General features: G+C 41.8%; 17 protein-coding genes and 1 pseudogene. 2 read left to right on the top strand and 16 right to left on the bottom strand.

Annotated elements, in window-relative coordinates:
- Positions 1 to 9: 9 nt before the first annotated feature.
- The 7 genes and pseudogenes from D3222_RS13935 to D3222_RS13910 all read right to left on the bottom strand — a co-directional run bounded on the left by D3222_RS13935 (position 10) and on the right by D3222_RS13910 (position 9,367).
- Positions 10 to 516 (bottom strand): contact-dependent growth inhibition system immunity protein, encoded by a 507-nt coding sequence (locus tag D3222_RS13935; RefSeq protein ID WP_118986702.1) that lies wholly within the window; start codon positions 514 to 516, stop codon positions 10 to 12.
- The gene (locus tag D3222_RS26035) at positions 516 to 1,208 is read right to left on the bottom strand and encodes a hypothetical protein (protein WP_232832522.1); all 693 of its coding nucleotides are present in this window, start codon (positions 1,206 to 1,208) and stop codon (positions 516 to 518) included. The genes D3222_RS13935 and D3222_RS26035 overlap by 1 nt, the downstream gene beginning before the upstream one ends.
- 767 nt (positions 1,209 to 1,975) lie before the next feature.
- Positions 1,976 to 2,860: an Abi family protein gene (locus D3222_RS13925; protein WP_157975332.1), complete on the bottom strand. Its 885-nt coding sequence runs from the start codon at positions 2,858 to 2,860 to the stop codon at positions 1,976 to 1,978.
- Positions 2,861 to 3,020: 160 nt separating this feature from the next.
- Positions 3,021 to 3,125 (bottom strand): annotated as a pseudogene (locus tag D3222_RS26465) (hypothetical protein); the annotation flags it as partial.
- A 49-nt stretch (positions 3,126 to 3,174) separates the two neighbouring features.
- Positions 3,175 to 3,378 carry a contact-dependent growth inhibition system immunity protein gene (locus tag D3222_RS26460; protein WP_255417037.1) on the bottom strand — a complete coding sequence of 68 codons (204 nt, stop codon included), beginning with the start codon at positions 3,376 to 3,378 and terminating at the stop codon, positions 3,175 to 3,177.
- 158 nt (positions 3,379 to 3,536) lie between these two features.
- Positions 3,537 to 4,043: a contact-dependent growth inhibition system immunity protein gene (locus tag D3222_RS13915; protein WP_049584738.1), complete on the bottom strand. Its 507-nt coding sequence runs from the start codon at positions 4,041 to 4,043 to the stop codon at positions 3,537 to 3,539.
- Positions 4,043 to 9,367 carry a DUF637 domain-containing protein gene (locus D3222_RS13910; protein WP_118986700.1) on the bottom strand — a complete coding sequence of 1,775 codons (5,325 nt, stop codon included), beginning with the start codon at positions 9,365 to 9,367 and terminating at the stop codon, positions 4,043 to 4,045. The genes D3222_RS13915 and D3222_RS13910 overlap by 1 nt, the downstream gene beginning before the upstream one ends.
- A gap of 817 nt (positions 9,368 to 10,184) precedes the next feature.
- Here D3222_RS13910 and tyrP point away from each other — a divergent pair.
- Positions 10,185 to 11,390: a tyrosine transporter TyrP gene (gene tyrP / locus D3222_RS13905; protein WP_118986699.1), complete on the top strand. Its 1,206-nt coding sequence runs from the start codon at positions 10,185 to 10,187 to the stop codon at positions 11,388 to 11,390.
- A 56-nt stretch (positions 11,391 to 11,446) separates the two neighbouring features.
- Here tyrP and D3222_RS13900 read toward each other — a convergent pair whose 3' ends face one another.
- The gene (locus D3222_RS13900) at positions 11,447 to 11,989 is read right to left on the bottom strand and encodes a YfaZ family outer membrane protein (protein ID WP_118986698.1); all 543 of its coding nucleotides are present in this window, start codon (positions 11,987 to 11,989) and stop codon (positions 11,447 to 11,449) included.
- Between the two features lie 285 nt (positions 11,990 to 12,274).
- Here D3222_RS13900 and D3222_RS13895 point away from each other — a divergent pair, with 285 nt between their 5' ends.
- Positions 12,275 to 13,717 (top strand): catalase, encoded by a 1,443-nt coding sequence (locus D3222_RS13895; RefSeq protein WP_118986697.1) that lies wholly within the window; start codon positions 12,275 to 12,277, stop codon positions 13,715 to 13,717.
- An 88-nt stretch (positions 13,718 to 13,805) separates the two neighbouring features.
- Here the strand turns inward: D3222_RS13895 and D3222_RS13890 are convergent, their stop codons facing one another.
- The 8 genes from D3222_RS13890 to menF form a co-directional block, all read right to left on the bottom strand.
- Positions 13,806 to 14,246, bottom strand: coding sequence for a helix-turn-helix domain-containing protein (locus D3222_RS13890; protein WP_118986696.1), 441 nt, complete (start codon positions 14,244 to 14,246; stop codon positions 13,806 to 13,808).
- 10 nt (positions 14,247 to 14,256) lie between these two features.
- Complete coding sequence (locus D3222_RS13885; RefSeq protein ID WP_198672817.1) at positions 14,257 to 14,445, bottom strand: hypothetical protein; 189 nt, start codon at positions 14,443 to 14,445, stop codon at positions 14,257 to 14,259.
- Positions 14,446 to 14,498: 53 nt separating this feature from the next.
- Positions 14,499 to 15,899 (bottom strand): o-succinylbenzoate--CoA ligase, encoded by a 1,401-nt coding sequence (gene menE, locus D3222_RS13880; RefSeq protein ID WP_118986695.1) that lies wholly within the window; start codon positions 15,897 to 15,899, stop codon positions 14,499 to 14,501.
- On the bottom strand, positions 15,887 to 16,858 hold the full coding sequence (gene menC, locus D3222_RS13875; RefSeq protein WP_118986694.1) for an o-succinylbenzoate synthase: 972 nt from the start codon (positions 16,856 to 16,858) through the stop codon (positions 15,887 to 15,889). The genes menE and menC overlap by 13 nt, the downstream gene beginning before the upstream one ends.
- The gene (menB, locus tag D3222_RS13870) at positions 16,858 to 17,715 is read right to left on the bottom strand and encodes a 1,4-dihydroxy-2-naphthoyl-CoA synthase (RefSeq protein ID WP_118986693.1); all 858 of its coding nucleotides are present in this window, start codon (positions 17,713 to 17,715) and stop codon (positions 16,858 to 16,860) included. The genes menC and menB overlap by 1 nt, the downstream gene beginning before the upstream one ends.
- Positions 17,716 to 17,727: 12 nt before the next feature.
- The gene (gene menH, locus D3222_RS13865) at positions 17,728 to 18,495 is read right to left on the bottom strand and encodes a 2-succinyl-6-hydroxy-2,4-cyclohexadiene-1-carboxylate synthase (protein ID WP_118986692.1); all 768 of its coding nucleotides are present in this window, start codon (positions 18,493 to 18,495) and stop codon (positions 17,728 to 17,730) included.
- Positions 18,492 to 20,186, bottom strand: coding sequence for a 2-succinyl-5-enolpyruvyl-6-hydroxy-3-cyclohexene-1-carboxylic-acid synthase (gene menD, locus D3222_RS13860; protein ID WP_118986691.1), 1,695 nt, complete (start codon positions 20,184 to 20,186; stop codon positions 18,492 to 18,494). The genes menH and menD overlap by 4 nt, the downstream gene beginning before the upstream one ends.
- Before the next feature lie 112 nt (positions 20,187 to 20,298).
- A complete protein-coding gene (gene menF, locus D3222_RS13855) occupies positions 20,299 to 21,618 on the bottom strand; it encodes an isochorismate synthase MenF (protein WP_118986746.1) in 1,320 nt (439 codons plus the stop codon).
- Between the last annotated feature and the right edge of the window lie 783 nt (positions 21,619 to 22,401).

The following is a 22,401-nucleotide window of genomic DNA, read 5'->3' as shown; positions in this document are numbered from 1 at the left end:
ACTTTATTGTCAAACATAACTTCTGCAACGAGAAAAAGCCAATCGTAATGCTGCACCAACTTCCTCAGGGGAACTGTCTGCCGGAATGATGACATTATCAGATTCTACAACGCCTTTTCCTGTCCAAAGCTCAAGTTTCTCATGACCATAGGGCATAATAGTTATGACACCATCTAACAAACGAATATCACAACTGTTCATCTTCTTAAATAACTGACGTCTTGAGCGATAGCGATGAAATCCCATCATCTCTGTAACCCACTGATCGTACCGTTCTTTTCTTTTTTCATTATCTAAAAAATCGCCAAGGTTCTCAAAGGGAATAAATCGACTTTTAGAAAGAGCATCAAAAACTGCAACTCCTAATTTTTCATCAGAAGTATCGGGAGATAACATATGGTTACCCCCTAAAGGGTCTAAATTCAGTGAACGATAACCTGAATAACTTGTTATTGAATAAAAATCACCATTAAATACACATCTGGCATTCCGCCATCGCTTAAAAGTCTCACTCATTATTTCACCACCGTAATTTTGACACTTACATTTTTCTCTGCGCCATAAGTAATGGCTCGGTTGATTTGCTCCCATTGGTCAGGAATGGTAGTTTTAGGTATTGCAATTCTCACTTCACGCTTAGATATCATGTCAGCAGTGACAGTTACACCTGCTTTTGTTTCTTTAGTGAAACCAACGGTCTTATCAATATTTTCTTTCATGGAAGTATACAGTTGTTTTGGATTTTTAATTCTTGAAGCAGTACGTGTGTCCAATGTTTTTACACTGGTAGCCAAACCTGTTTTTTCATCATAAAAATCATATACCCTGAAATTCTTTGGCAACCGAGAATCTTTAGGCATTTGCGTAGCAACAAAATCCTCAAAAGGATACCCCTGTTTATAGTTACCTTCTCCCCACGTCATTTGGGTTTTGCTGCCATCTTTTTCTACCCGATACACATGCCGGATGTCTACTGTTGGGTGCGGATCTTTTGAGATGACTTTCGACAATTTAGATGTGGCAGATGTAGACCCTTTGACCGCACCAAAACCACCGCCTGCCATACTGGCTATTTCAGTGACAATTTTTCCTACTTCCAAACCAGCGTTATAGGCTCCCTCAGGACCCGCTTTTTCATATTCAGCTTTGACAATATCAAGCTGCTTGAGATAACCATCCTTTGTCGTTTGCCAGATAAAGCCGGGCATATCCTCCTGAATCAATAGCGTTTTAAGTGCTTCAATGACTTCCGAAGAATTAGAGATAGATGGAGTGTTAATATCAATATTATCTTTAAAATCCGAATCTGGATTTCCTATTTTCCCCCAGTAACAAATTCACTACTAACATTATTAAATTCATTAGTTCTAACAACTAAATCCCTTTTCACGGCCTTTACCATCGTAGATTTATTCTCAATCAGAGCACACTTATTCCCATAAAAATATTTCTTTAACCACATATTATTAATACCAAAATTAACATGTAATAATAATTATAAAAAATCCTCCATTACTTCCTATGATGATAAAAGTACTTTCATAGAGAATAGAGAATAGAGAATAGAGAATAGAGAATAGAGAAACATTATTATTAGCCAATGAAAATATCATTACGGGTTTTATCCCAATGTTGTTAAATTTACATAAAACCAAAAATAACGATAATAAAGACTGATATTATATAAATGCCAGTCAGCTAAGGAAATAAATTACTAGTTGGCTACTTTTGCGCATACAATAATTTGTCCTTAATGGATTAATCAGCCGGTGTGTGTTCCCATCATGCATGGCAGAACACATACTTTCGCTGGAAAGTCGCATCCAATAAGGGATTAAAAAATCATGGTCAAGATTATTTAACGCCGTCCGGCAGAATGGGAATTTCCCCGAACCCGGGGAAAACGGTAAATAGCCACGGGTTTCTGTAAACTTTCCAGCTAACGAAAGTCAGCCAAGGCGTGTTGCTATTTTTTTCATCTTTTATGTCTGTCTATATATTTATTTAATCCTTCAACACTACAAAGAGCATAAAATCTTTCGTTGGCATGATGTTTAATAAAATTATCTTTTCGCTCAGGGCTAATCCAACCAATCATATCAAGCATGTCCTCATAATGCTTAATTAATAAAGCACAACTGGCTTGAGCACCATGTACTGGAGCTGAATAATCCGGTAAATGAGTATTGGGATCGTCATAATGAAATTTCCAAATAGCCTCATGGTGAGAAATTCTATTTCTTAACCCTTTTATTTTTTTAAGCAAATCTTCTATTTTTTTCCGTGTCATATCTTTTGGCGCATAAGGGAAAACATGCACTAAGAGATTAGGCCAGAGTAGTGTCTCAGAATCTTTATCTTCGTACTTGTGAGATAATAAACTTGTCCAGAAGCCAAAAGTTAAAGAGGAAATAATTCTGCTGGGTGTGAGGATTTTATTTTCTTCTATTATTTTATTTTTTGCGGCATTAATTTGGGTTTCTTCCCAGATATATTTATCAATCACTCTCTTTCCGTACTTGTTTAACAAATATCCATTACCATCTTTTTTCTCCTTACTATTTTTAGCCTTCTTGAATCTGATAGTATTTTTAGAGTAAGTTTTTCCACCCATGTAATTAAACAGGCTGTATATCCAATTATGATCTACTTTATATAGTCCTTTTGCACCACGGGGTGGATAGCTCCTTATTGCATAGTCAATAGCATTCCTTAGCGTTACTTCCAAGCATTGTAACGCGGGGATCATGGAACCTGACAGTTCTTTATTCCAACAATAGGCCGCCATGACGTGTTCTGATTGAATTTTTAGGATCGTGGTATAAATCTCAAGACGTTCTTTTGAAATGTATTGTTCCATGTTTAAACCTATTTTGAAAAAACGATAGAATACCGTCAACGGGGCGGTTTGTAAAAACAACTTGACTTCAATCAGTGATGGGTTTAACGTGCATACGTTAAGGCGGAGTCGCCTCTTGAGTAGAGGTCTCATGCGAAAATAGTTATATGGAAAAGCCACCTCAGGGTGGCTTTTCTCGTTTTTTCCTGCCTTTTCCCTGTTCCTGCTTGAATAACTGACGTTTTGAGCGATAACTATAAGATCTCATCATCTCGGTGATCCAATTTTTATACTGCTCATTACTTACATCATGATCAAAATAATCTCCACATTCATCAAGCGATGATTATTCTGCTTTTTGATAAAGCATCAAGTACAGCTTTTCCCAACTCTTGATCAGATACAATTGGCTGTAATGAATGATTGTTTCCTAAAGGATCTACTCCCAATAAACCGTTACCTGAATAAGTTGTTACTGAGTAAAAATCACCATTAAATACGCATCTAGCATTTTTCCATCGTTCAAAAATCTCACTCATTATTTCATCACCGTGATTTTAGCGGTAAAGCTCATTAAATAATGCTTTAAACCTTTTGAGTTAATTAGCAGACACATAATAGCTATTACGTGTCCACTTTAATTAATTCTATAAATCAAAACTCATGACTAATCAGTACAAAAGCCGTTGTTTTATTGTCAAACATAACTTCTGCAACGTGAAAAAGCCAGCCGTAATGCCGCACCAACTTCCTCAGGGGAACTGTCTGCCGGAATAATGACATAATCAGATTCAACAATACCTTGCCCTGTCCAAAGTTCAAGTTTCTCATGACCATAAGGTTTAATAGTTATGACACCATCTAACAAGCGAATATCACAACTGTTCATCTTCTTAAATAACTGACGTCTTGAGCGATAGCGATGAAATCCCATCATCTCTGTAACCCACTGCTCGTATCGTTCTTTTCTTTTTTCATTATCTAAAAAATCTCCAAGACTCTCATAGGGAATAAATCGACTTTTAGAAAGAGCACTAAAAACCACAGCACCTAATTCTTCATCAGAAGTATCAGGAAATAACATATGGTTACCTCCTAAAGGGTCTAAATGCAAAGCACGATAACCGGAATAAGTTGTTACTGAATAAAAATCACCATTAAATACACATCCGGCATTCTTCCATCGTTCAAAAATCTCACTCATTATTTCACCACCGTGATTTTAACGTTTACATTTTTATCTGCACCATAAGTAATGGCTCGGTTGATTTGCTCCCACTGGTCAGGAGTAGTAGTTTTAGGTATTGCAATTCTCACTTCACGCTTAGATATCATGTCAGCAGTGACAGTTATGCCTTCTTTTTTCTCATCAATGAAACGAATGGTATCATCAATATTTCCTTTCATGGAAATATACAGTTGTTTTGGATTTTTAATTTTTGAAGCAGTACGTGTATCCAATGTTTTTACACTGGTAGCCAAACCTGTTTTTTCATCATAAAAATCAAAAGTCTTAAACCTTTCAGGCAACCGAGAACCTGCTGGCATTTGCGTAGCAACAAAATCCTCAAAAGGATACCCTTGCTTATAGATATCTCCTCCCCACTCCATTTGGGTTTTACTACCATCTTTTTCTATCCGATATACATGCCGTATGTCTACTGTTGGATGCGGATCTTTTGAAATGACTTTCGACAATTTAGAAGTGGCAGATGTAGACCCTTTGACCGCACCAAAGCCACCGCCGACCATACTGGCTATTCCAGTAACCAGTTTTCCTATCTCTAGACCCGCATTATAGGCCCCTTCTGAACCCGCTTTTTCATATTCGGCTTTGACAATATCAAGCTGTTTGAGATAGCTATCCTTTGTTGCCTGCCAAATAAAGCCGGGCATATCCTCCTGAATCAACAGTGTTCTAAGCGATTCAATGACTTCCGAAGGATTAGAGACCGCTCCGACAATGGCCATCGCACTATCATAGAGTTCTGATGGAATACCGGAGACAAAACCCGCAGCCAGATAGCCATCTTGTGTGTTACTAATCAAGCCCCATTTAGCAAAAATCTGCACTTTTTTAAGGTAACTGGATTCGGCGGCAAGCTCTTTTTCCATTAATTCCCGCTGATGATGGGCCAGATAGTTATAACGGAAAGTGTTTTCCGCACTGCTCGCTCCACTGTAAGCACCATCTGCTTTACCGGTAAATACTGCACCGGCAAAGCCGCCAAAAACACGGGCAATTTGCGCCTGCCGCTCAGATGTTCTCTGCCATTCTTCGGCTTTGATGAGATTATCGCCCATCATGACGCCAGCCAGTTCCGCAGCCAAAGCGCCCGCCATTGCGCCTTTAACATTTCCTCTGCCAATTTCAGCGCTGATCCCTGCCACAACTGCGTGGCTTAACGTTTTGCCCGGCACTCCAAGCACTTCGCCATTATCACCAATCAATCTGGCACCTTCTGCATGAATCTGGCTGCCAATATTAGATAACAACGCAGTAGTCAAATTATCTTTAAAGCTGCCGCCGTTAATGGCGGTATTCAGGCTGGAACTAATAATGGATTGACCCGCTACCCGTTGGACAACTTTGTTCCAGTCACCATTGCTGATTTGGGGTAATTTCGCTTTTGTGGGATCTAATTTAGTGCCATCAGCCGCTTTATCCCATCCCATATAGGAATCAAATCCGGCCAATGCACCACCCATCGCCATTGAGGTAATCGTTGATTTAACCGCATCACTGCTACCTAATACTTTTAGCGCTTTGGATATATCCCCCTGATTATCCACAATAGCAACCGCCGCCTGTGCCGCCAGTGATGACATACCTGCGGTTAACGCCCCACCGGCAACGCTATTACCTGCATAAGATGCAACAGATGCCGCCAGAGAACTGCCTGCGGTTGCCGCCGCGGCCGCAATCGCAATCACCGCAGAAACCACCGGGTTTAAATGTTGGCTCTTGTGATCCCAACTGTCATAAGCATCCTTGACCACATTCCACTGGATATCTTTATTTTCTCTAAGCCCTTTCAACCAGGCTGTTTCTGGCGTATTTCCCAATACGGCCAATACATTTTGCAATGACTGACCATTTTTCGCTTTGATATCCGCGCTGACACCTTTAGCCGCTTCTACTGTCAGTTTTCCACCAGTGAAAATCTGCGGTAATACCCATTGGGTTTCGGTATAACCTTTATCCCTTTGCTTAATATAAAAGCCTTTGGAAGACGTAATAGTTTGTTCAAAAGAGGTATTTTTTACTGCTTTAAAATTGACTTTACCGTGAGTGCTGGTCAGTTTGGCATTTTTATTAGTGGAGATTTTACTGGCTTCATAAGTGCTGTCATCCCGGCTTAACAGATTAATATCACCACCAGCGATAAATTCAGTGACTTTGTTAGTGACATCATGACGAGTGCGTTTAATGGTTTTCTTCTTGCCATACCATTTACGCTTTGTCTCTGTTTTCTCATAGTGGCTGGATTCTTCCATCGCCTGAGCGTATAGATAGCCCCCTTTTGCCGCGACATCCATCGCACCTTTAGCAGCCAGTTTGGTGGCCTGGAAAAGAATACTGCCATTTGAGATAACGGTTAGTATGCCGCCGCTCGTCAATTCAGTACCTTGCTGAGTCACTGCTTCGGTGAATTCCCTGCCTCTTTCTCGGTAAGAGTGATTCTGCACTGATTCAAAACGCATATTGCCGCCGGAAGAAATCGTTGTATTTCCGCCTGAGCTTAATGTCGCTCCCTGAGTCATCAGCGTTCCATTAGCAGCCAGGGTAAGTTGTTTTCCACCATTAATTACAGCAACAATATGGCGATCATCTTTATTATTATCGTTCTTGTTATCAATAGCGGAATAACCCAGCGCTAATAAGTTAATATTCCGACCTGCTGATAATAATGTGTTACCTTTAGCGTTAATTTGAGCCGCCTTGCCATTAATATCTGCACCACTGATAATATTGATATTATTTCCTGCGGTTAATCGGCTACTTAACTCACCAGAACGGGATGAAGGAAATAATTTACTCAATGAAGGTGACAACTCACGGGGAGCGAGATCAATGTTTTTTGCAGAGGTCAAATTGATATCTTTTACCGCTGAGATATTAACTCCCTTAACAGATAAATTTCCTCCTGCATTAATCACAACCGAGCTTTTAGCATCAAGCTTACCTAGCTTAGATAACATCTGATCAAAGAGCGTTTGTTCTTTACTCTCAGCGTTCACATCCCCCATTCGTTTATGTGTCAATAACTCACTGTTATTATCAATGGTAATATCATTATTCGCAGCTAAAGAAACATTATGACTTCTCGTTAAGAAAATATTGCGAAGAAGAATATTCTTACCTGCATGTAAGAGTAAATCACCCGTAGCTTCCAGGCTACTTATTTTACGCGTATTATCAGGATTAAAATACTCTGGCTTACTACTACTCTGAAACTGAATATTTCCATTGCGGCTGATAATAGTTACATCTTTGCCTTTTAATTCACCTTGAAAAACATTAATGTTATTAGCCGCTGTCATAGATAAACTATTTGACGAAACCAAAGCGGCATTATTAAGATTAATATCATTCTCGGAAATAATATTTAACCCATCAGTAGCCTTTAGTTTATCAGTGATATTAAATTTTCCTGCGTGGAGTAAAATATTTTTTGCTGATAATGTGTCAGGTCTGGCATTTACAGTTATTTCTGACAAGTTTTTTACATCATGTGGCAATAACGTATTGATATTAACGTTACTTTTAAAATCCGCCACCAAATTTTTTTCCGATCTAATTGAAGACGATATATAACTTTCTTCTCCCCAAGTATATAACTCTCCTTGCTTGGTATACTCTGCGTCTTCATAAACATAAAATAAATCCCAATCACCAGGTGGTGCATCATCATCTTTGAATTCACTGCCAACCAGAGGGTTTGATGTAGTATAATGCCAAAATGTATTTTTCTTACCTAATTGACGGCTGATAACATCAATATTTTCCCCAGTCAGAATAAGATCCTGCTTTGCATATATAGATGAAACATCATTTCGCAAATTAGTTGCATTAATATAAGCATTACCACCAGAAATAATATTCCCTGCTGGGCTTATCTCCTTTATTGAAAATCTATCCTGTTTAATATTGATAAAGTTATTTTTTAATAAATCAATAATGCCAAACCATTTATCACGATTAAAATCTTTCAGTTTTACAGCCAATGTAATGACGGAATCAACACCTTGTCTAATACCATAAAAACTACCAGCCCATTTGTTAATTGCTACTGAGTCAGCCGGGATAGTCTTCCATTCCGTTATGGTTTGATCTCTGACATTATCCAGTTTATCCGTGCGAACAACCAAATCCCCTTTCAAAGTCTTTATCGTCGCAGATTTATTCTCAATCAGAGCACTCTTATTTCCCTGGGCATTTTTCTGTAACCACATATTATTATTGGCTTGCAGAAGTGCTTTATCACCGATATTACGCAAAGTATCACCCAATATCCGGGCATCCCGGCCCGCAGTGACACGCCCTTTATTGTCCAATTGAGTACTTGCCAAGGTAATATCCCGTTCTGCCTGTACCTTGATATTAGGGACAATATGCGTTTCTTTGGCACTGAGGTTAAAATCCGTTTTGGCTTTGGCATTTCCCAGTTCGATTTTGCCATTAACATTTAAGGTAATATCACGCTGGTCGCTGGTTAACTCTTTCAAATTAACCCCAACGCCATCTTCAGTAGCAACCAAGCGAATTTTATTCGCATACATACCACCTAATGCTTTGGTATCAATCGCTAATTGAGGCTTAGCGCCTTCTCCGGTAATTTTTTTCACTGTGCCATCGTTAAAATCAATCCGGTTAGCCCCTTGTGTAAGGGATAAATTATTCGCTTGAATTTTGCCATTTAATTCAGTCGCCCGGCTGATAATATCGACATAATCCGTCGCCTTGCCATCCAGCCCTTTACCGCCAATGGTAATCTGGCCTTTTTTAACCTCCAACGCTTCCAATGCACCCTGCTTATCAAATTGGGGTTTACCGGTAGTCAATGTTGCACTGCCGGTATTGATAAAACCACAGCCATCACAGGTAATGCCATTAGGGTTAGCAATCATCACATTGGCTTTATGACCAAATACTTCTAGTTTACCTTGAAGGTCAGATCGCCCGTTGCCAGTAACTTCATTAATAATCAGCTCAGCCGATTTTCCATTCAAGTTAGGATTAGCATTAAGTTGCCCGGCCAGTTGCGATTGAGCTGCCTGAATCGCGTTATTCAGTACGGCGCCCTGAGTGGCAACGTTAAACTCTTTATAGGTGTTGTGAGATATCCCCGCGTCATTCGGCGTGGCAATATTCACCACCGGGATATTGCCCTGATTTTGTACCTGCGTATGGTGATTGTCCGGTGTTATTCCCGCAGCAATCGCCGGGTGGAGTGGCTGAATTGCCGTCAGGTAAATTAAAAGATAACTCGTGCCTCTCGCCACGGAGTTGTTGCGTTTACTCATCGTACTTTCCCTTTTGTTTACTTTAAGTGTGACAAAGTCAGTGAGACTGACCAATAAGTGACCCGGTTCTGCGGTCAGGCTGCGGTGATAAAATAGTCATCTTTCCACAGAGAATATTGATGATTTGATAGTTACATCATTAAACCATTCTAATGTGTAATTAATTGACTGTCAGAATGAATAGTATGAAATGTGATCATCGATAGGTTTTTTAATCCTAATAATGGGGAATCTATTATATTAAATGCCGGAAAATCACGATAAGGATCGAGATATTGTTTCCTTACGCCAGAGACAGGACTCTCAGTTTTTGCGTGATGGTCTCTGGCAATCGGGCTAGGACGAACTCCCACGATGAAAAGGCCAGTAGAAAATTTCATCATTAAAGGTAAGAGGCCCTGATTAAAGATTGTTTAATTGAGTGATAACCTCTTGATCCGCTGGGCTAATAAACAATGAAGCATAAGCTTCCCCTGATATAGCGAATAGAACGGATACAGCTAATTTCCTAAGACAAACAGATATTCTTTCCATTGATAATTTTTATTTCACAATACGTTTAATTGTTAAAAGAATGGATAATGTCTTAGTTTGACTGGCAATTCAGATTAAAATAAGAGTAAAATATTACTTTTTAAAAATTAAATAGAATAAATAACTTCTTATATTTAATGAAATACATAATTTAGGATAACGCAAAAATGCAATTGTAATTATTTATTTACACTTAGTGTAACCGTAGTTTGACATAAATAAGTTAATCCTTTAGCCTGCCTTTCTATAACGATTTCAATCAGTTCAGAAACTAGGGGAAAGCGTGAAGAATCGTACTCTTGGCAGTATTTTTATCATAGCGGGCACGACAATTGGCGCAGGAATGCTGGCTATGCCGCTGGCAGCGGCCGGCGTTGGTTTTGGAACAACCTTCGTGATGTTAGTCGCTCTTTGGATTTTGATGAGCTATACCGCTTTGTTGCTGGTGGAAGTTTATCAGTACAGCCCGGCAGATACCGGCTTAGGAACTGTGGCAAAACGCTATCTGGGACGTGGTGGTCAATGGCTTACCGGTTTCAGTATGCTATTCCTGATGTATGCCCTGACCACCGCTTATATCAGCGGTGCCGGTGAATTGCTTTCAGGCAGCCTGTCTTCTTGGCTGGATAAACCTATTCCTGTCTCATTTGGCGTACTGATTTTCACCCTTGTCGCGGGCTGTGTTGTCACTATCGGGACTCAATCTGTCGATATGATTAACCGCCTGCTATTTACGGCAAAAATCATCTTTCTGGTTATTATGCTGACCGTCATGATGCCCCACATCAAAAGCACTAACCTGATGTCAATGCCTTTGGAACAAGGTTTGGTATTATCGGCTATTCCCGTGGTATTCACCTCTTTTGGTTTTCACGGCAGTGTGCCAAGTATCGTGAGTTATATGGGGGGCGATACCCGCAAGTTACGCAAAATATTTGTTATCGGCAGTGCTATCCCATTGACTGCTTATATTCTGTGGCAATTAGCAACACTGGGAGCGATTTCTTCCCATACTTTTGTCGGGATCTTAGCGGAGCAATCAGGACTGAATGGGCTGTTAAAAGCCGTGAGAGAAGTTGTCGCGACGCCTCGTGTAGAGCTTGCTGTCCGCCTGTTTGCTGATTTGGCGCTGGCAACCTCGTTTCTTGGGGTCTCCTTAGGTTTGTTTGACTATATGGCAGATCTGTTCAAACGCCGTAACAATGCGACAGGCCGCCTGCAAACCGGCATCATGACTTTTATTCCGCCACTACTTTGCGCTTTATACTATCCAAACTTCGTCATGGCGCTAACTTTCGCCGCGGTAGCACTGTCCATTCTCGCCCTGTTACTGCCTTCCATGCTGGCATGGCGTAGCCGTCAAATTGAGCAAAGAGCCTATCGGGTAAAAGGCGGAAAACCCGCGTTGATTTTGATATTTCTTTGTGGGATTACTGTGATTGCCATCCAGATTGGTATTGTCAGTGGTTTACTGCCAGAAGTGGGTTAATTAGCAGTTGAAACGGTCCGCATCAGAAATGGTGCGGACGGCATGCAAAAAGTAAATTAGAAATTCAAACCGGCACCGATATAAAATCCATCAGCCAATTTGTTATCCCTTTGCGCCTCTTTTCCTCTCATATTCATGATCCGATAACCTGCATCCACCGTCAGCGGTTTAAATACGGTAAAACGTAAGCCACCAGCAGCCTCAACATAAGAATCAATGCCCGAAGTTAATCTGGATGGCGCACCGTAAGCTTCACCGTACAGAGATAAAGAGGGCATAACAGCCCAACTCAACCCCACACCTGTGGCTAATGCCTTACCCTCTTTCCCATCTTTAGGGGATAAATAGAGAACCTTACCGCCAATGCTAGCAGTCAATGGACCGATAGGCAGACTGAATGCCGTTCCCAAACTTCCCAACTGCCCGTTATGATCACTGCGTGCCCAGTTGCCATTAAAAGATAACCCGGCACTGTTATCACCAATTGCCGCATAAGTATTGGTGAAATGGCGGCCAGCCTGGACATTCACGGAAATGGCATTCGCTGACTCAGCAACGAACAATAAACTGGTTGCTACCGCAGCAAGATAAAGCTTCATTATATTTCCTCTTTATTTACTTAATGTTAAACATCTTACTTAAATACAACTAAACCGATTGACAACAAAAAGAAAGGAATCATCTATACTTACTAAATATGTGTGAATTCTTCATTTCATGTGCTTAATAATTAACTATATAAATAATTTTATATTCAATAGTAAAGAATAAAATAATAAATAAATTATAAAAAAACACAAAATTTGCATTTCGCCATTTGACCAGAACGTTTTTCTTAATCAGCGATTCCGCTGTTTTTTTTCATGTAAAACAGGAGAAGTGTGATGAAAAAGAGAGGACTTACAACGAATGCTGGCGCCCCTGTCGTTGACAACAATAATGTCATGACTGCGGGTCAACGTGGTCCTATGTTGTTACAAGATGTTTGGTTCTTAGAAAAGCTTGCCCATTTTGATCGTGAAGTGATCCCAGAGCGCCGTATGCATGCCAAAGGTTCTGGAGCTCATGGCGTCTTTGTGGTGACTCACGATATTACTAAGTACACCCGCGCTAAGATTTTTTCTGAAATAGGCAAAAAAACCGAGATGTTTGCCCGTTTCTCAACCGTCGCCGGTGAGCGCGGCGCAGCAGATGCGGAACGTGATATTCGTGGTTTTGCGCTTAAGTTCTACACTGAAGAAGGTAACTGGGATTTAGTTGGTAACAACACCCCGATATTCTATCTCCGTGATCCACTGAAGTTCCCAGATCTTAACCATGTTGTTAAACGCGATCCCCACACTAATTTACGTAATCCTGCCTATAAATGGGATTTCTTCTCTCATCAACCTGAATCACTGCACCAATTAACCATTGATTTCAGTGACCGTGGTGTACCTAAATCTTTCCGTCATATGCACGGTTTTGGTAGCCATGCTTTCAGCTTTATCAACGCAGATAATGAACGTTTCTGGGTGAAATTCCACTTCCGTTGTCAGCAAGGTATTAAAAGCCTGATGGACGAAGAGGCAGAAGCGCTGGTCGGTAAAGATCGCGAAAGTTCTCAGCGTGACTTGTTTACCGCAATTAAACAAGGCGATTATCCACGCTGGAAATTAAAGGTTCAGATTATGCCAGAGAACGAAGCTTCTCAGACGCCGTACAATCCGTTTGATTTGACAAAAGTATGGCCTCATGGCGATTACCCAATGATTGATGTCGGTTATTTCGAGCTAAACCGTAACCCTGATAACTATTTTGCAGACGTTGAACAGGCTGCTTTCAACCCCGCTAATGTCGTGCCAGGTGTCAGTTTCTCCCCTGATAAGATGTTACAGGGCCGCCTGTTCTCCTATGGTGATGCTCAACGTTATCGCCTTGGCGTTAACCACCATCAAATTCCGGTTAATAAACCTCACTGTCCGTTCCATAATTACCACCGTGACGGTGCAATGCGCGTGGATGGCAACAGCGGAAACACAGTGACTTATGAACCAAACAGTGCAGGATTGTTCCAGGAACAACCTGAATTCAAACAACCATCATTGTCTTTAGAAGGAGATGCCGATAACTGGAACCATCGTCAAGATGAAGATTATTTCAGTCAGCCTCGCAGGCTATATAACTTAATCAGCAGTAAAGAACATCAACGTATGTTTGATCGTATTGCCAGTGAACTGTCACAAGCACATGAAGAGACTCAACGCCGTCAGGTTGAGCTATTTAGAAAAGTTCATCCAGAATATGGCGCTGGTGTTGAAAATGCGCTGAAAAAAATCAAAGGATAGTGTCTAACAATACGTTTTTTTAACCGTCTCTGCCCATTATTACACAATAAATAATGGGCAGTACGAAGTGTTTAATTGAATATTTTCATCACGCCAGCTTTTGCCACATATTATCTTTTTCAGCAAAAACCAATTTTTCTGCTTGCTGTTGGATACTGGTTTCTGACAACTTCCTCAGCATTTCACCAATATAACTTTGCTCATCAATTGATTCTGTGTAAAGAGAACGCAAAGCAACATCAGCGACCCTTGGAATACCAGACTGCCCCTTTTCCCAACGGGCAATTGTCTGAATATCGACGCCCAACAAGTTAGATAGGAGCTTTTGAGACATATTCATTTCAATGCGTAAAAAACGAACTTCTTCTGCTGACAGTGGGCGTTTCAAGGAAACTAATACCTTAGCAATTAAACGATGCAATTCATCAAGATTGTCGATACTGATATGAACTTCACCATCAATTATTTCCTGTTGAAATCCATTCGCTAACCAAATATTTGATAATCCACTTTCAACATAATGATACATAATATTATCCTTATTTAACTATCACCGTAATCACAAAACAAGACGGGTCGTACTCATATCTTTTTAAAACAATAACAACTTCGATTAATTCTCCCGCTGCAATGCCTTGAAAATTGAATTTCCAATCACCACTCGCCGTTTGATGGGATACAGAACTCGGAGAAAATTCTCTGATTATAGGCAATCCATTTTCTTCCATGAAATCTCCTATCAAAAAGATAGGTATCATTATGATAGTTTAATCGATATGAATCAAGAAAAACTGGGCAAATCCAACACCCATTTTTTGATTTGCTGACGGGAAACTTTAATGCCGTTATTTTTAAGCTTTTGAGGTAACAGATAGTAAGCAACTGGGCGCTGAAAAGCAGCCAGTTTATCAATCAACCATTCAGGTAATATATCAATGACCTCAGATGAATTACTGTCTATGACCGCGACAGGACGATAACCAAATTCAGGGTCAGGTACGGGAACAATAAAGTTTTGTGCAACCTGTGGATAGGTGTTAATCACCCGTTCAATCTCTTCCGGCTGAATCCCTTCTCCACCGCTGAAAAATTGATTATCCATCCGGCCAAGTATCCGCAACTCACCATTTTGTATCACTCCTCGATCACGAGTATGAAACCAGCCATCACGATCAGCTAATGGTTGTAATTTTCCATCCAGCCAATATCCATTGGCAAGGCTGCCAGAACGAATTTGAATCTCCTCCTTGATCAACCGAACTTGCTTGCCCGGTAATGGATTTCCCACACCAGGCAACTCATCTGCCCGTTTAATGCATACTGTTGAAGCCAGTTCGGTTAAACCATAACTACACCAACAACGAATACCTTGCTGCTCTGCCCTTTGCGTCAATTCAACGGGGATCATCGCCCCACCCAGCAGCACTTCTTTCAAATTCGGTGGCTGATGTTGTGACTGCTCCAGTAACCGCCAAAGCTGAGTCGGAACCAATGACGCATGAGTACAATCCGCCAAAGCGTGATCTAACAGATGGGTATTTCTGAGTACCAAACAAGCCCCTTTAATTAGCCAGCGCCAAATAATCCCCTGACCCGATACATGAAACAACGGCAATGAGAGCAGCCAGCTATCTTGCTGCTGAAAATTGATTACTGAAAGGACATCTTGCGCACTGGCAAGATGAGCATGAATTGAGTGAATAGCCGCTTTAGGCATCCCGGAAGAGCCGGAGGTCAGTATCATACTGGCCGGGCGTATCGCATCCCATGCCACTGAATTATCATCAGCATTTAGCGGTTCACTTTTCCAATCGAGGGATTTGGCATCCATCACAAGCAAGTTGTCACCACAAAAATCAGCCACAAAATCGATATTCAAATGTGGCAGTAATTTAGCCAAAAGCATTTCAGGCAGTTGAGGATTCAGTGGCAATACCCGCGCACCACACTGTAGCGCTGCAAGATAGCAAAACAACATCTCTTCACTGTTCTTCCCTCGCAGCATTACACCACTGCCTTCAACTACCCCCTGTTGGCGAAAATTGGCCGCTATCGTATCCAAAGAGATAACTAACTGATGCCAGGTTAGGGCGCGATTATGCAACTTGACAGCAATATTTTCAGGACTAAGCAATGCCCAGTAACGCCACGGCCACTGGGTAAATGAATTTAACTGCACCATGCGATTTCTAACTCGTCCAATCCTGTTACTGGCACCGTGCTACCCGGCCAACAGCGCACTAATTGAGACTGAATCAATTCCAGTGTATCCAGCCCAGGAATAGTCGCTGGCGTCAGCCAATGAGCAATGCGGGCAAGTTGAGTCAAACCGAAGCTGGTTTCAATACTGGAGCTGATCACAGCCTCCAATCCAGCATTGCGCGCGGCTGAAATCAACTGACGGCAACGGGCAAGGCTTCCTATCAGAGTGGGCTTGATCACAATAGCAGCCACCCCTGCTTGTGCCTCTACGTTAAACCCCTCATCCCGGACGCTTTCATCCCATGCAATGGCAATCCCTGTATCACGGGCAAAAGCGAGCGATTCTTCCGGGGTTTGACAAGGTTCCTCCAAAAAGGCAATTCGGTGGCGGTAATCTGGATTGACATACTTAGCGAAGCTGTCCGCTTTAGCTCGGCTCCAACTACGGTTAGCATCCAGCCGCAAAGATAAATCCGGTACCGCTTCCAGTAAAACATTCACGACCATGCCATCACGTACAGCTTCATACAGCCCAACTTTCACTTTGGCAACTTTTTGTCCACTCATGTTACTGAGACGAACAATCAATTCATCAGGATCACCATTGCACAGCGGCGCTTTCCGGTAATCAGCGTCTTCCGGTAATTTACCCTGTAATTCAGCTAATGCGCAGCTAAGCCCAAATGCCACAGAAGGTAATTCACTTTCATCAGGTTCAGCACCAAGGTGCCACTGTTTAAGCCATGCCACCGCTGCTTCACCGGCCTGTTCAACGGTTTCTTTGCTGAATTCCGGCAATGGTGCAATTTCACCCCATCCCTGTTGACCATTTTCCTGTAAGTGAACTAAAAAACCATCACGAGTTTTAAGCCGCTGATATCGCAGGATAACACCTGCCTCCATTGGCAATCTGAACCGGTATAAAGTTACAGTACGCATTATGGGTTACGTTTGAATTTACTGAAATCAGGGTGGCGTTTCTCAACGAATGCATTACGTCCCTCCTGACCTTCTTCTGTCATATAGAAAAGCATGGTGGCGTTACCGGCCAGCTCCTGCAATCCAGACTGACCATCACAATCAGCATTTAGAGCGGCTTTCAGGCAACGCAGAGCCATTGGGCTATTTTTCAGCATTTCACGACACCAGCGAACGGTCTCTTTTTCCAGATCCGCATGAGGCACAACAGTGTTAACCAGCCCCATCTCCAACGCTTGTTTAGCATCATACTGACGACACAGGAACCAGATTTCACGGGCTTTTTTCTGACCAACAATCCGTGCCATGTAAGATGCCCCCCAACCGCCGTCAAAAGAGCCCACTTTAGGCCCGGTCTGACCAAAAATAGCGTTATCAGCCGCAATGGTCAGGTCACACACCAAATGAAGTACATGACCACCACCAATCGCATATCCAGCAACCATGGCAACGACGGGTTTTGGACAAGTGCGAATCTGGCGCTGGAAATCCAATACATTCAGGTGATGCATGTCGTTGGCATCTTTATAACCACCGTAATCACCACGGACTTTTTGATCACCACCAGCACAAAAGGCTTTTTCACCCATACCGGTCAGAATAATCACACCGACAGTGTCATCATAACGGGCATCATCCAGCGCTTGCATCATCTCTTTAACCGTCAATGGCCGGAACGCATTACGTACTTGCAGGCGATTGATGGTGATTTTAGCCATGCCATCGGTGGATTTGTGATAAAGAATATCTTCAAATTCGTCAGAGCAGTCCTGCCATTCAATCGGGGCATACAGCTCTTCTTCGCTCGGGTAAATCATATTCGTATTCCTTCAATCAAAGAGTGATAAAAAATGGTTTACTGCCGCAGCAAACGCCGCCGTGTTCGTTCGGTGAGCATTATGCCCAGCATGTGGAATAGTTTGCAGCGGCAAAGCGCAACGTTTTGCTAATTGTCCGAATTTTTTGTCATTTTCGCCGCATAGATAAGCAAAAGGCAACGTCAGTTGTTGCAATACAGGCACCAACCAAGGTTGATGTCCAAGCGAGGTATTTTCCAGCATATCAGCCACACTATCACCATTATTATGGCGGCGTATTTTGATCAGATGTTGACGCGGTTCAGGCAATAGATCAGAAAAAATGGGCTGCTGATACCAATCAGACAAAACCTGTTCCATCGACTGAGAACGAAAACGTCTGGCCCAATTTCTATCGTGATCGAGGCGATCATTCCGCTCCTGTTGGGAAAATAATCCAGGATTTCCGCCTTCAACCAGCAATCCGCATAATCCCCGAATATCACCATAACAGGCATGATACATAGCAATGCGTCCACCCAAGGAGTAACCAATCAACCAATATTGATCAATTTGCTGTTCTCTTAACGTTTTAGATAGAAGACGGCTCATCTCTGTAAAATCGTTTATCCGCACCCTTGCGGAATCACCGTGACCGGGGAGATCAACGACCAATGAAGGATGTTGAGCACACAGATTCACTAATGGCAACCATTCATCACCACAACCCAATAATCCATGCAACCACACCAGCCAAGGGCGGCCATTGTGACCGTTGAATTTGCGACAAGCGAGACTCACAACATCGCCACCTGTTTTAACAACCGTTGCAAACAGTCAGCCCCTTCTTTGTCCGGTACTTTTAGCTCAATCAGTGTGGTTTCATTTTGTTGCCATGCCTGCTCAATACCTTGTTGCAACTCCATCCAATTTTGTGGGCTGGCATACTTCAAGCCGAACATTGACGCAGCATGATCAAAATTAACGTATTGAGGCATACAGTAAAAACGCTGCCTTGCTTCTTCCGAGGTTGGTAGTAGAGAAAAAATCTGCCCGCCGTTATTATTTACCACAATTAATACCATTGGAGCGGAAGGATGACGCAACAGAGCCAAGCTATTGAGATCATAAAGCGCCGATAAATCACCGATAACCGCCAAAGTGGGCTTTGCCGTTGCCCGTTGCACACCTGCCGCAGTGGAAATTAACCCATCAATACCGCTAGCCCCTCGGTTACTGTAAACTGGATATCCCGCCGGTAATTGCCCCAGTGCATCTATCAAACGAATAATCAAGCTGTTACCGACAAACAACTGCCCGCGTTCAGGCAGTAATTCACTCAATCGATAGGCCACGGTTGCTTCACCGAATTTCCCGGCTAATTCAGTTCTGACGCAGTTAACGGCTTTTCCTGACCAGATTATGAGCTCTTCTGCCCACGGTGTATGAGATTGCGCCCACGGCATACACGACTGTGCGGGATGAGCCAGTAACCAGTCAGCAATATCATAAGTTAATTTTCTGCCACGATGACTGGCAGGATCAAGTCGGCCAGGTATCGGATCAATAATCCAAAACTCCTGCGGTTGGCATTTCGCCTGCCACTGTAACAAGCGTTTCCCTATCAGGCTGGAACCAAACTGCACTACCAATTGCGCTGGCGCTAAAATCTCCCGCACATGAGGATTATCCAACCATAAATCGGCACAAGGTAATGGCTGCCCAGTTTGTGAAAGCACATTACCAATCAGCGGCCAGCCCAATGCCTTTGCCCATTTAGCAACATTAACTCCCTCTTCGGCACTCATTCGACCAGCCAATACAACGCCTTTTTTCTGTTGCCAACAGTCCCAATCTTGTACTTCTGCCACAACATTAGCTACTGGCTGGCTCAACCAAGGTGTTTTACTTTTCCACCAATCGCCTAACTGCTGCGGCCACTCATCATAAGTAGGCTCTTCATTACCATATAATGGTTCGGCAAATGGGCAATTAATATGCAAGGCCCCATGCCGCAAATTCGCCATACTATGATCTATGACAGAAACCAGCCAGCTTGCCGGTATATCTACGGTCGGTCTTGGCAAAGAAATTGTTTGGCATGGATGAGAAGCAAAAATACCATTTTGACGGATAGCCTGATTCGCGCCACAATCCATCAATTCTGGTGGCCGATCAGCAGTAAGGAAAACCACTCGTTCACCCGTTAAACTGGCTTCAATTAATGAAGGATAGAGATTTGCCACTGCGGTTCCAGAAGTCACGATAACGGCAACCGGCTCTCTACTGGCTTTGGATAACCCCAGTGCCAGATGTCCTAATCCGCGTTCGTCAAAATGAGTATGACAAATCAGTTTATTATTTGCTGCGGCAGCTATTGTCAAAGGCGTGGAGCGTGAACCGGGCGCAATGCAAACATGACGTAATCCGTGGCGAGTAAGTGCTTCCAATAAAAGTTCCGCCCAGCGGCGGTTAAATGCGCTGTTTGACATATTTTACTCAAAGAATTTCTATAAAAGCTGGCTATTAGCCTAACGGCACAGATAATTATTTCTTTATCCTAGTTCAATGAATTACCACTTAATCGGGGATTGTTTTCATTAACTATATACCTTTCAGTAAAGAGCGTAATCCAGCAGCTTTATTCTCTATCTCTATCCACTCCTGTTGTGGATCAGAACCCATCACAATCCCCGCACCGGCATACAGTGAAAGTAGATTGTTGTTAATTTCCGCGCAACGTAGCGAAACCGCAAACTCACTCTGTTCACAGGAAAGATATCCTGCGGACCCCGCATACCAGTCACGACTGAATAGCTCGCTATCACGAATAAAATCACGCGCCGCTTCACGAGGTAATCCAGCAACAGCGGCCGTTGGTTGTAAACGATGCAAGCAATCACTATCACTGGCACTCTTTAGTTTTCCCTGAATTCGGCGGCGTAAATGCTGAACCTTTCGCAAACGGATCACATCTGGCGAAGCCACATCGACAGAAACCACAGCACCTTGAAGACGCTGGCAAATATCATCAACAACGAGCAAGTTTTCATGCTGATTTTTTTTATCACCTAGCAACCATTGCCCCAATTTTTCAGCTTGCCGAACATCATCTGAATTGGTAACCGTCCCCGCCAGCGCTTCTGTATAAAGCTGAGTCTGCTTACGGTGGTAAAGCCGTTCTGGCGAAGACGCCAAAAATGCCTCATGCTGATTAAAAGCCAGCATAAAATGATAACAACGATGATTTATCTGGCGACTCGCTGCCATAAACTGTGCAGCCGCTAAAGATTCACTCAGTTCTAGTTGCGTCTTACGCGCCATCACGACTTTCTCCATCTTACGATGGGTAATAGTATTCAAAGCCTGCTCAATCAAGTCACACCACCGGGCGCGTTCCGGCACATTCTCCGCGTTCACTACCACCGCCTGTAACGCAGAGAATTCCTGGTGCGAAACTAACTGTCGCAGAAATTCCCGTGCATTTCTCATATCCTGCCGGCCAGCTATATTCAAATACAACCAGCTTTCGTCACGGTAGCGACGTAATTCGATACGGGGCAAAAACAGATAACTTGTTTCCCCTACTTCGGATTGCGTAATACGGGCTGGTTGAATCCGATCCCAAGCATTCAGCCCCCAGATCCGCATCTGTGGAAACTGACTGTTTCTCTGCAAAAAATTTTCGGCTAAAGCGATATCACTGAAAAGATGAATTTGCCCACAAGCAGCGACTTCTTCATGACCCTCTCTGTGATGCCAATAGAACTGCGGATAATGAGACTGCGCTGCCAGCCATTCCAGCCAGTAAGTGCTGCAACCTGCTGGCAAAGGAAATGAAATCTGTTGGATACCAACTTCGCTAACTTGTTCATTATTCAGTGTTTTGCATATATCAGCGACAACATTAGCAATTTGATTCACCACTTCTGCCCCAAAAGACATGATAAAAAGTAGGATTATACGGGGCATTAATAATAATTAAAGCCCTGATTATTTATGTAGTTATGCTTGTTCGATTCCGTTAGCGACATGCTCTCCAATACTGAAACAAGCTAAATCAGAAGCTTTACCCTTCAGATAACGAATACTAAGTTCATTAACATGATCGATTTTCACGATGCAATTTATAAAAAAATAACTCTTTTACTTACTACGGAAAATTTACTAAATAAATACCGTTATTATAAACAACGGAATAAATATTTATTCTTCTAAAAAAACGCCCGATAAAACACAGATATTATTTTCATAATAGCTAAATATAATTATAAAAAAATCATTCTTATTTGTTAATTTCAACCATCACATGAACAATTAACACTTTAATTAAAATAGAGATCTAAAAATAACAAAAAATTTATTCAATGACATAAGGAAAAAAGGATACTATTCCATCTATTTTTTAAACATACCATAAATGACAAAACAAAAAACATCTAATTTATTCTTTATAAAAAAAACATATTACCTATCTTTTAAATTAATAATATAGAAATCATATAATCGCCACATCACCAAACCAACATAACTGATTGTTTTAAAATATATTTTATAAAAATAACATTAAAAATATTTTATATTCACCCTCTTAACATCAATTAAAAAATGAAATTTTAAATCATATAAACAAGAAAAACAAAAAATTACCTTTATATTTAATTACTAAAATAATAAAAATTCATACTATTTAATTTCATATATTAG

It is taken from the genome of Photorhabdus sp. CRCIA-P01 (genome assembly GCF_003545805.1).
Taxonomy (GTDB): domain Bacteria; phylum Pseudomonadota; class Gammaproteobacteria; order Enterobacterales; family Enterobacteriaceae; genus Photorhabdus; species Photorhabdus antumapuensis.
This window is presented reverse-complemented; position numbering and strand designations above follow the sequence as displayed.

Excerpts from the sequence above, each read along its gene's own strand:
- D3222_RS13935 (WP_118986702.1), bottom strand. The coding sequence starts at position 516 with ATGAGTGAGACTTTTAAGCGATGGCGGAATGCCAGATGTGTATTTAAT.
- D3222_RS26035 (WP_232832522.1), bottom strand. The coding sequence starts at position 1,208 with ATGCCCGGCTTTATCTGGCAAACGACAAAGGATGGTTATCTCAAGCAG.
- D3222_RS13925 (WP_157975332.1), bottom strand. The coding sequence starts at position 2,860 with ATGGAACAATACATTTCAAAAGAACGTCTTGAGATTTATACCACGATC.
- D3222_RS26460 (WP_255417037.1), bottom strand. The coding sequence starts at position 3,378 with ATGAGTGAGATTTTTGAACGATGGAAAAATGCTAGATGCGTATTTAAT.
- D3222_RS13915 (WP_049584738.1), bottom strand. The coding sequence starts at position 4,043 with ATGAGTGAGATTTTTGAACGATGGAAGAATGCCGGATGTGTATTTAAT.
- D3222_RS13910 (WP_118986700.1), bottom strand. The coding sequence starts at position 9,367 with ATGAGTAAACGCAACAACTCCGTGGCGAGAGGCACGAGTTATCTTTTA.
- D3222_RS13900 (WP_118986698.1), bottom strand. The coding sequence starts at position 11,989 with ATGAAGCTTTATCTTGCTGCGGTAGCAACCAGTTTATTGTTCGTTGCT.
- D3222_RS13895 (WP_118986697.1), top strand. The coding sequence starts at position 12,275 with ATGAAAAAGAGAGGACTTACAACGAATGCTGGCGCCCCTGTCGTTGAC.
- D3222_RS13890 (WP_118986696.1), bottom strand. The coding sequence starts at position 14,246 with ATGTATCATTATGTTGAAAGTGGATTATCAAATATTTGGTTAGCGAAT.
- D3222_RS13885 (WP_198672817.1), bottom strand. The coding sequence starts at position 14,445 with ATGGAAGAAAATGGATTGCCTATAATCAGAGAATTTTCTCCGAGTTCT.
- menE (WP_118986695.1), bottom strand. The coding sequence starts at position 15,899 with ATGGTGCAGTTAAATTCATTTACCCAGTGGCCGTGGCGTTACTGGGCA.
- menC (WP_118986694.1), bottom strand. The coding sequence starts at position 16,858 with ATGCGTACTGTAACTTTATACCGGTTCAGATTGCCAATGGAGGCAGGT.
- menB (WP_118986693.1), bottom strand. The coding sequence starts at position 17,715 with ATGATTTACCCGAGCGAAGAAGAGCTGTATGCCCCGATTGAATGGCAG.
- menD (WP_118986691.1), bottom strand. The coding sequence starts at position 20,186 with ATGTCAAACAGCGCATTTAACCGCCGCTGGGCGGAACTTTTATTGGAA.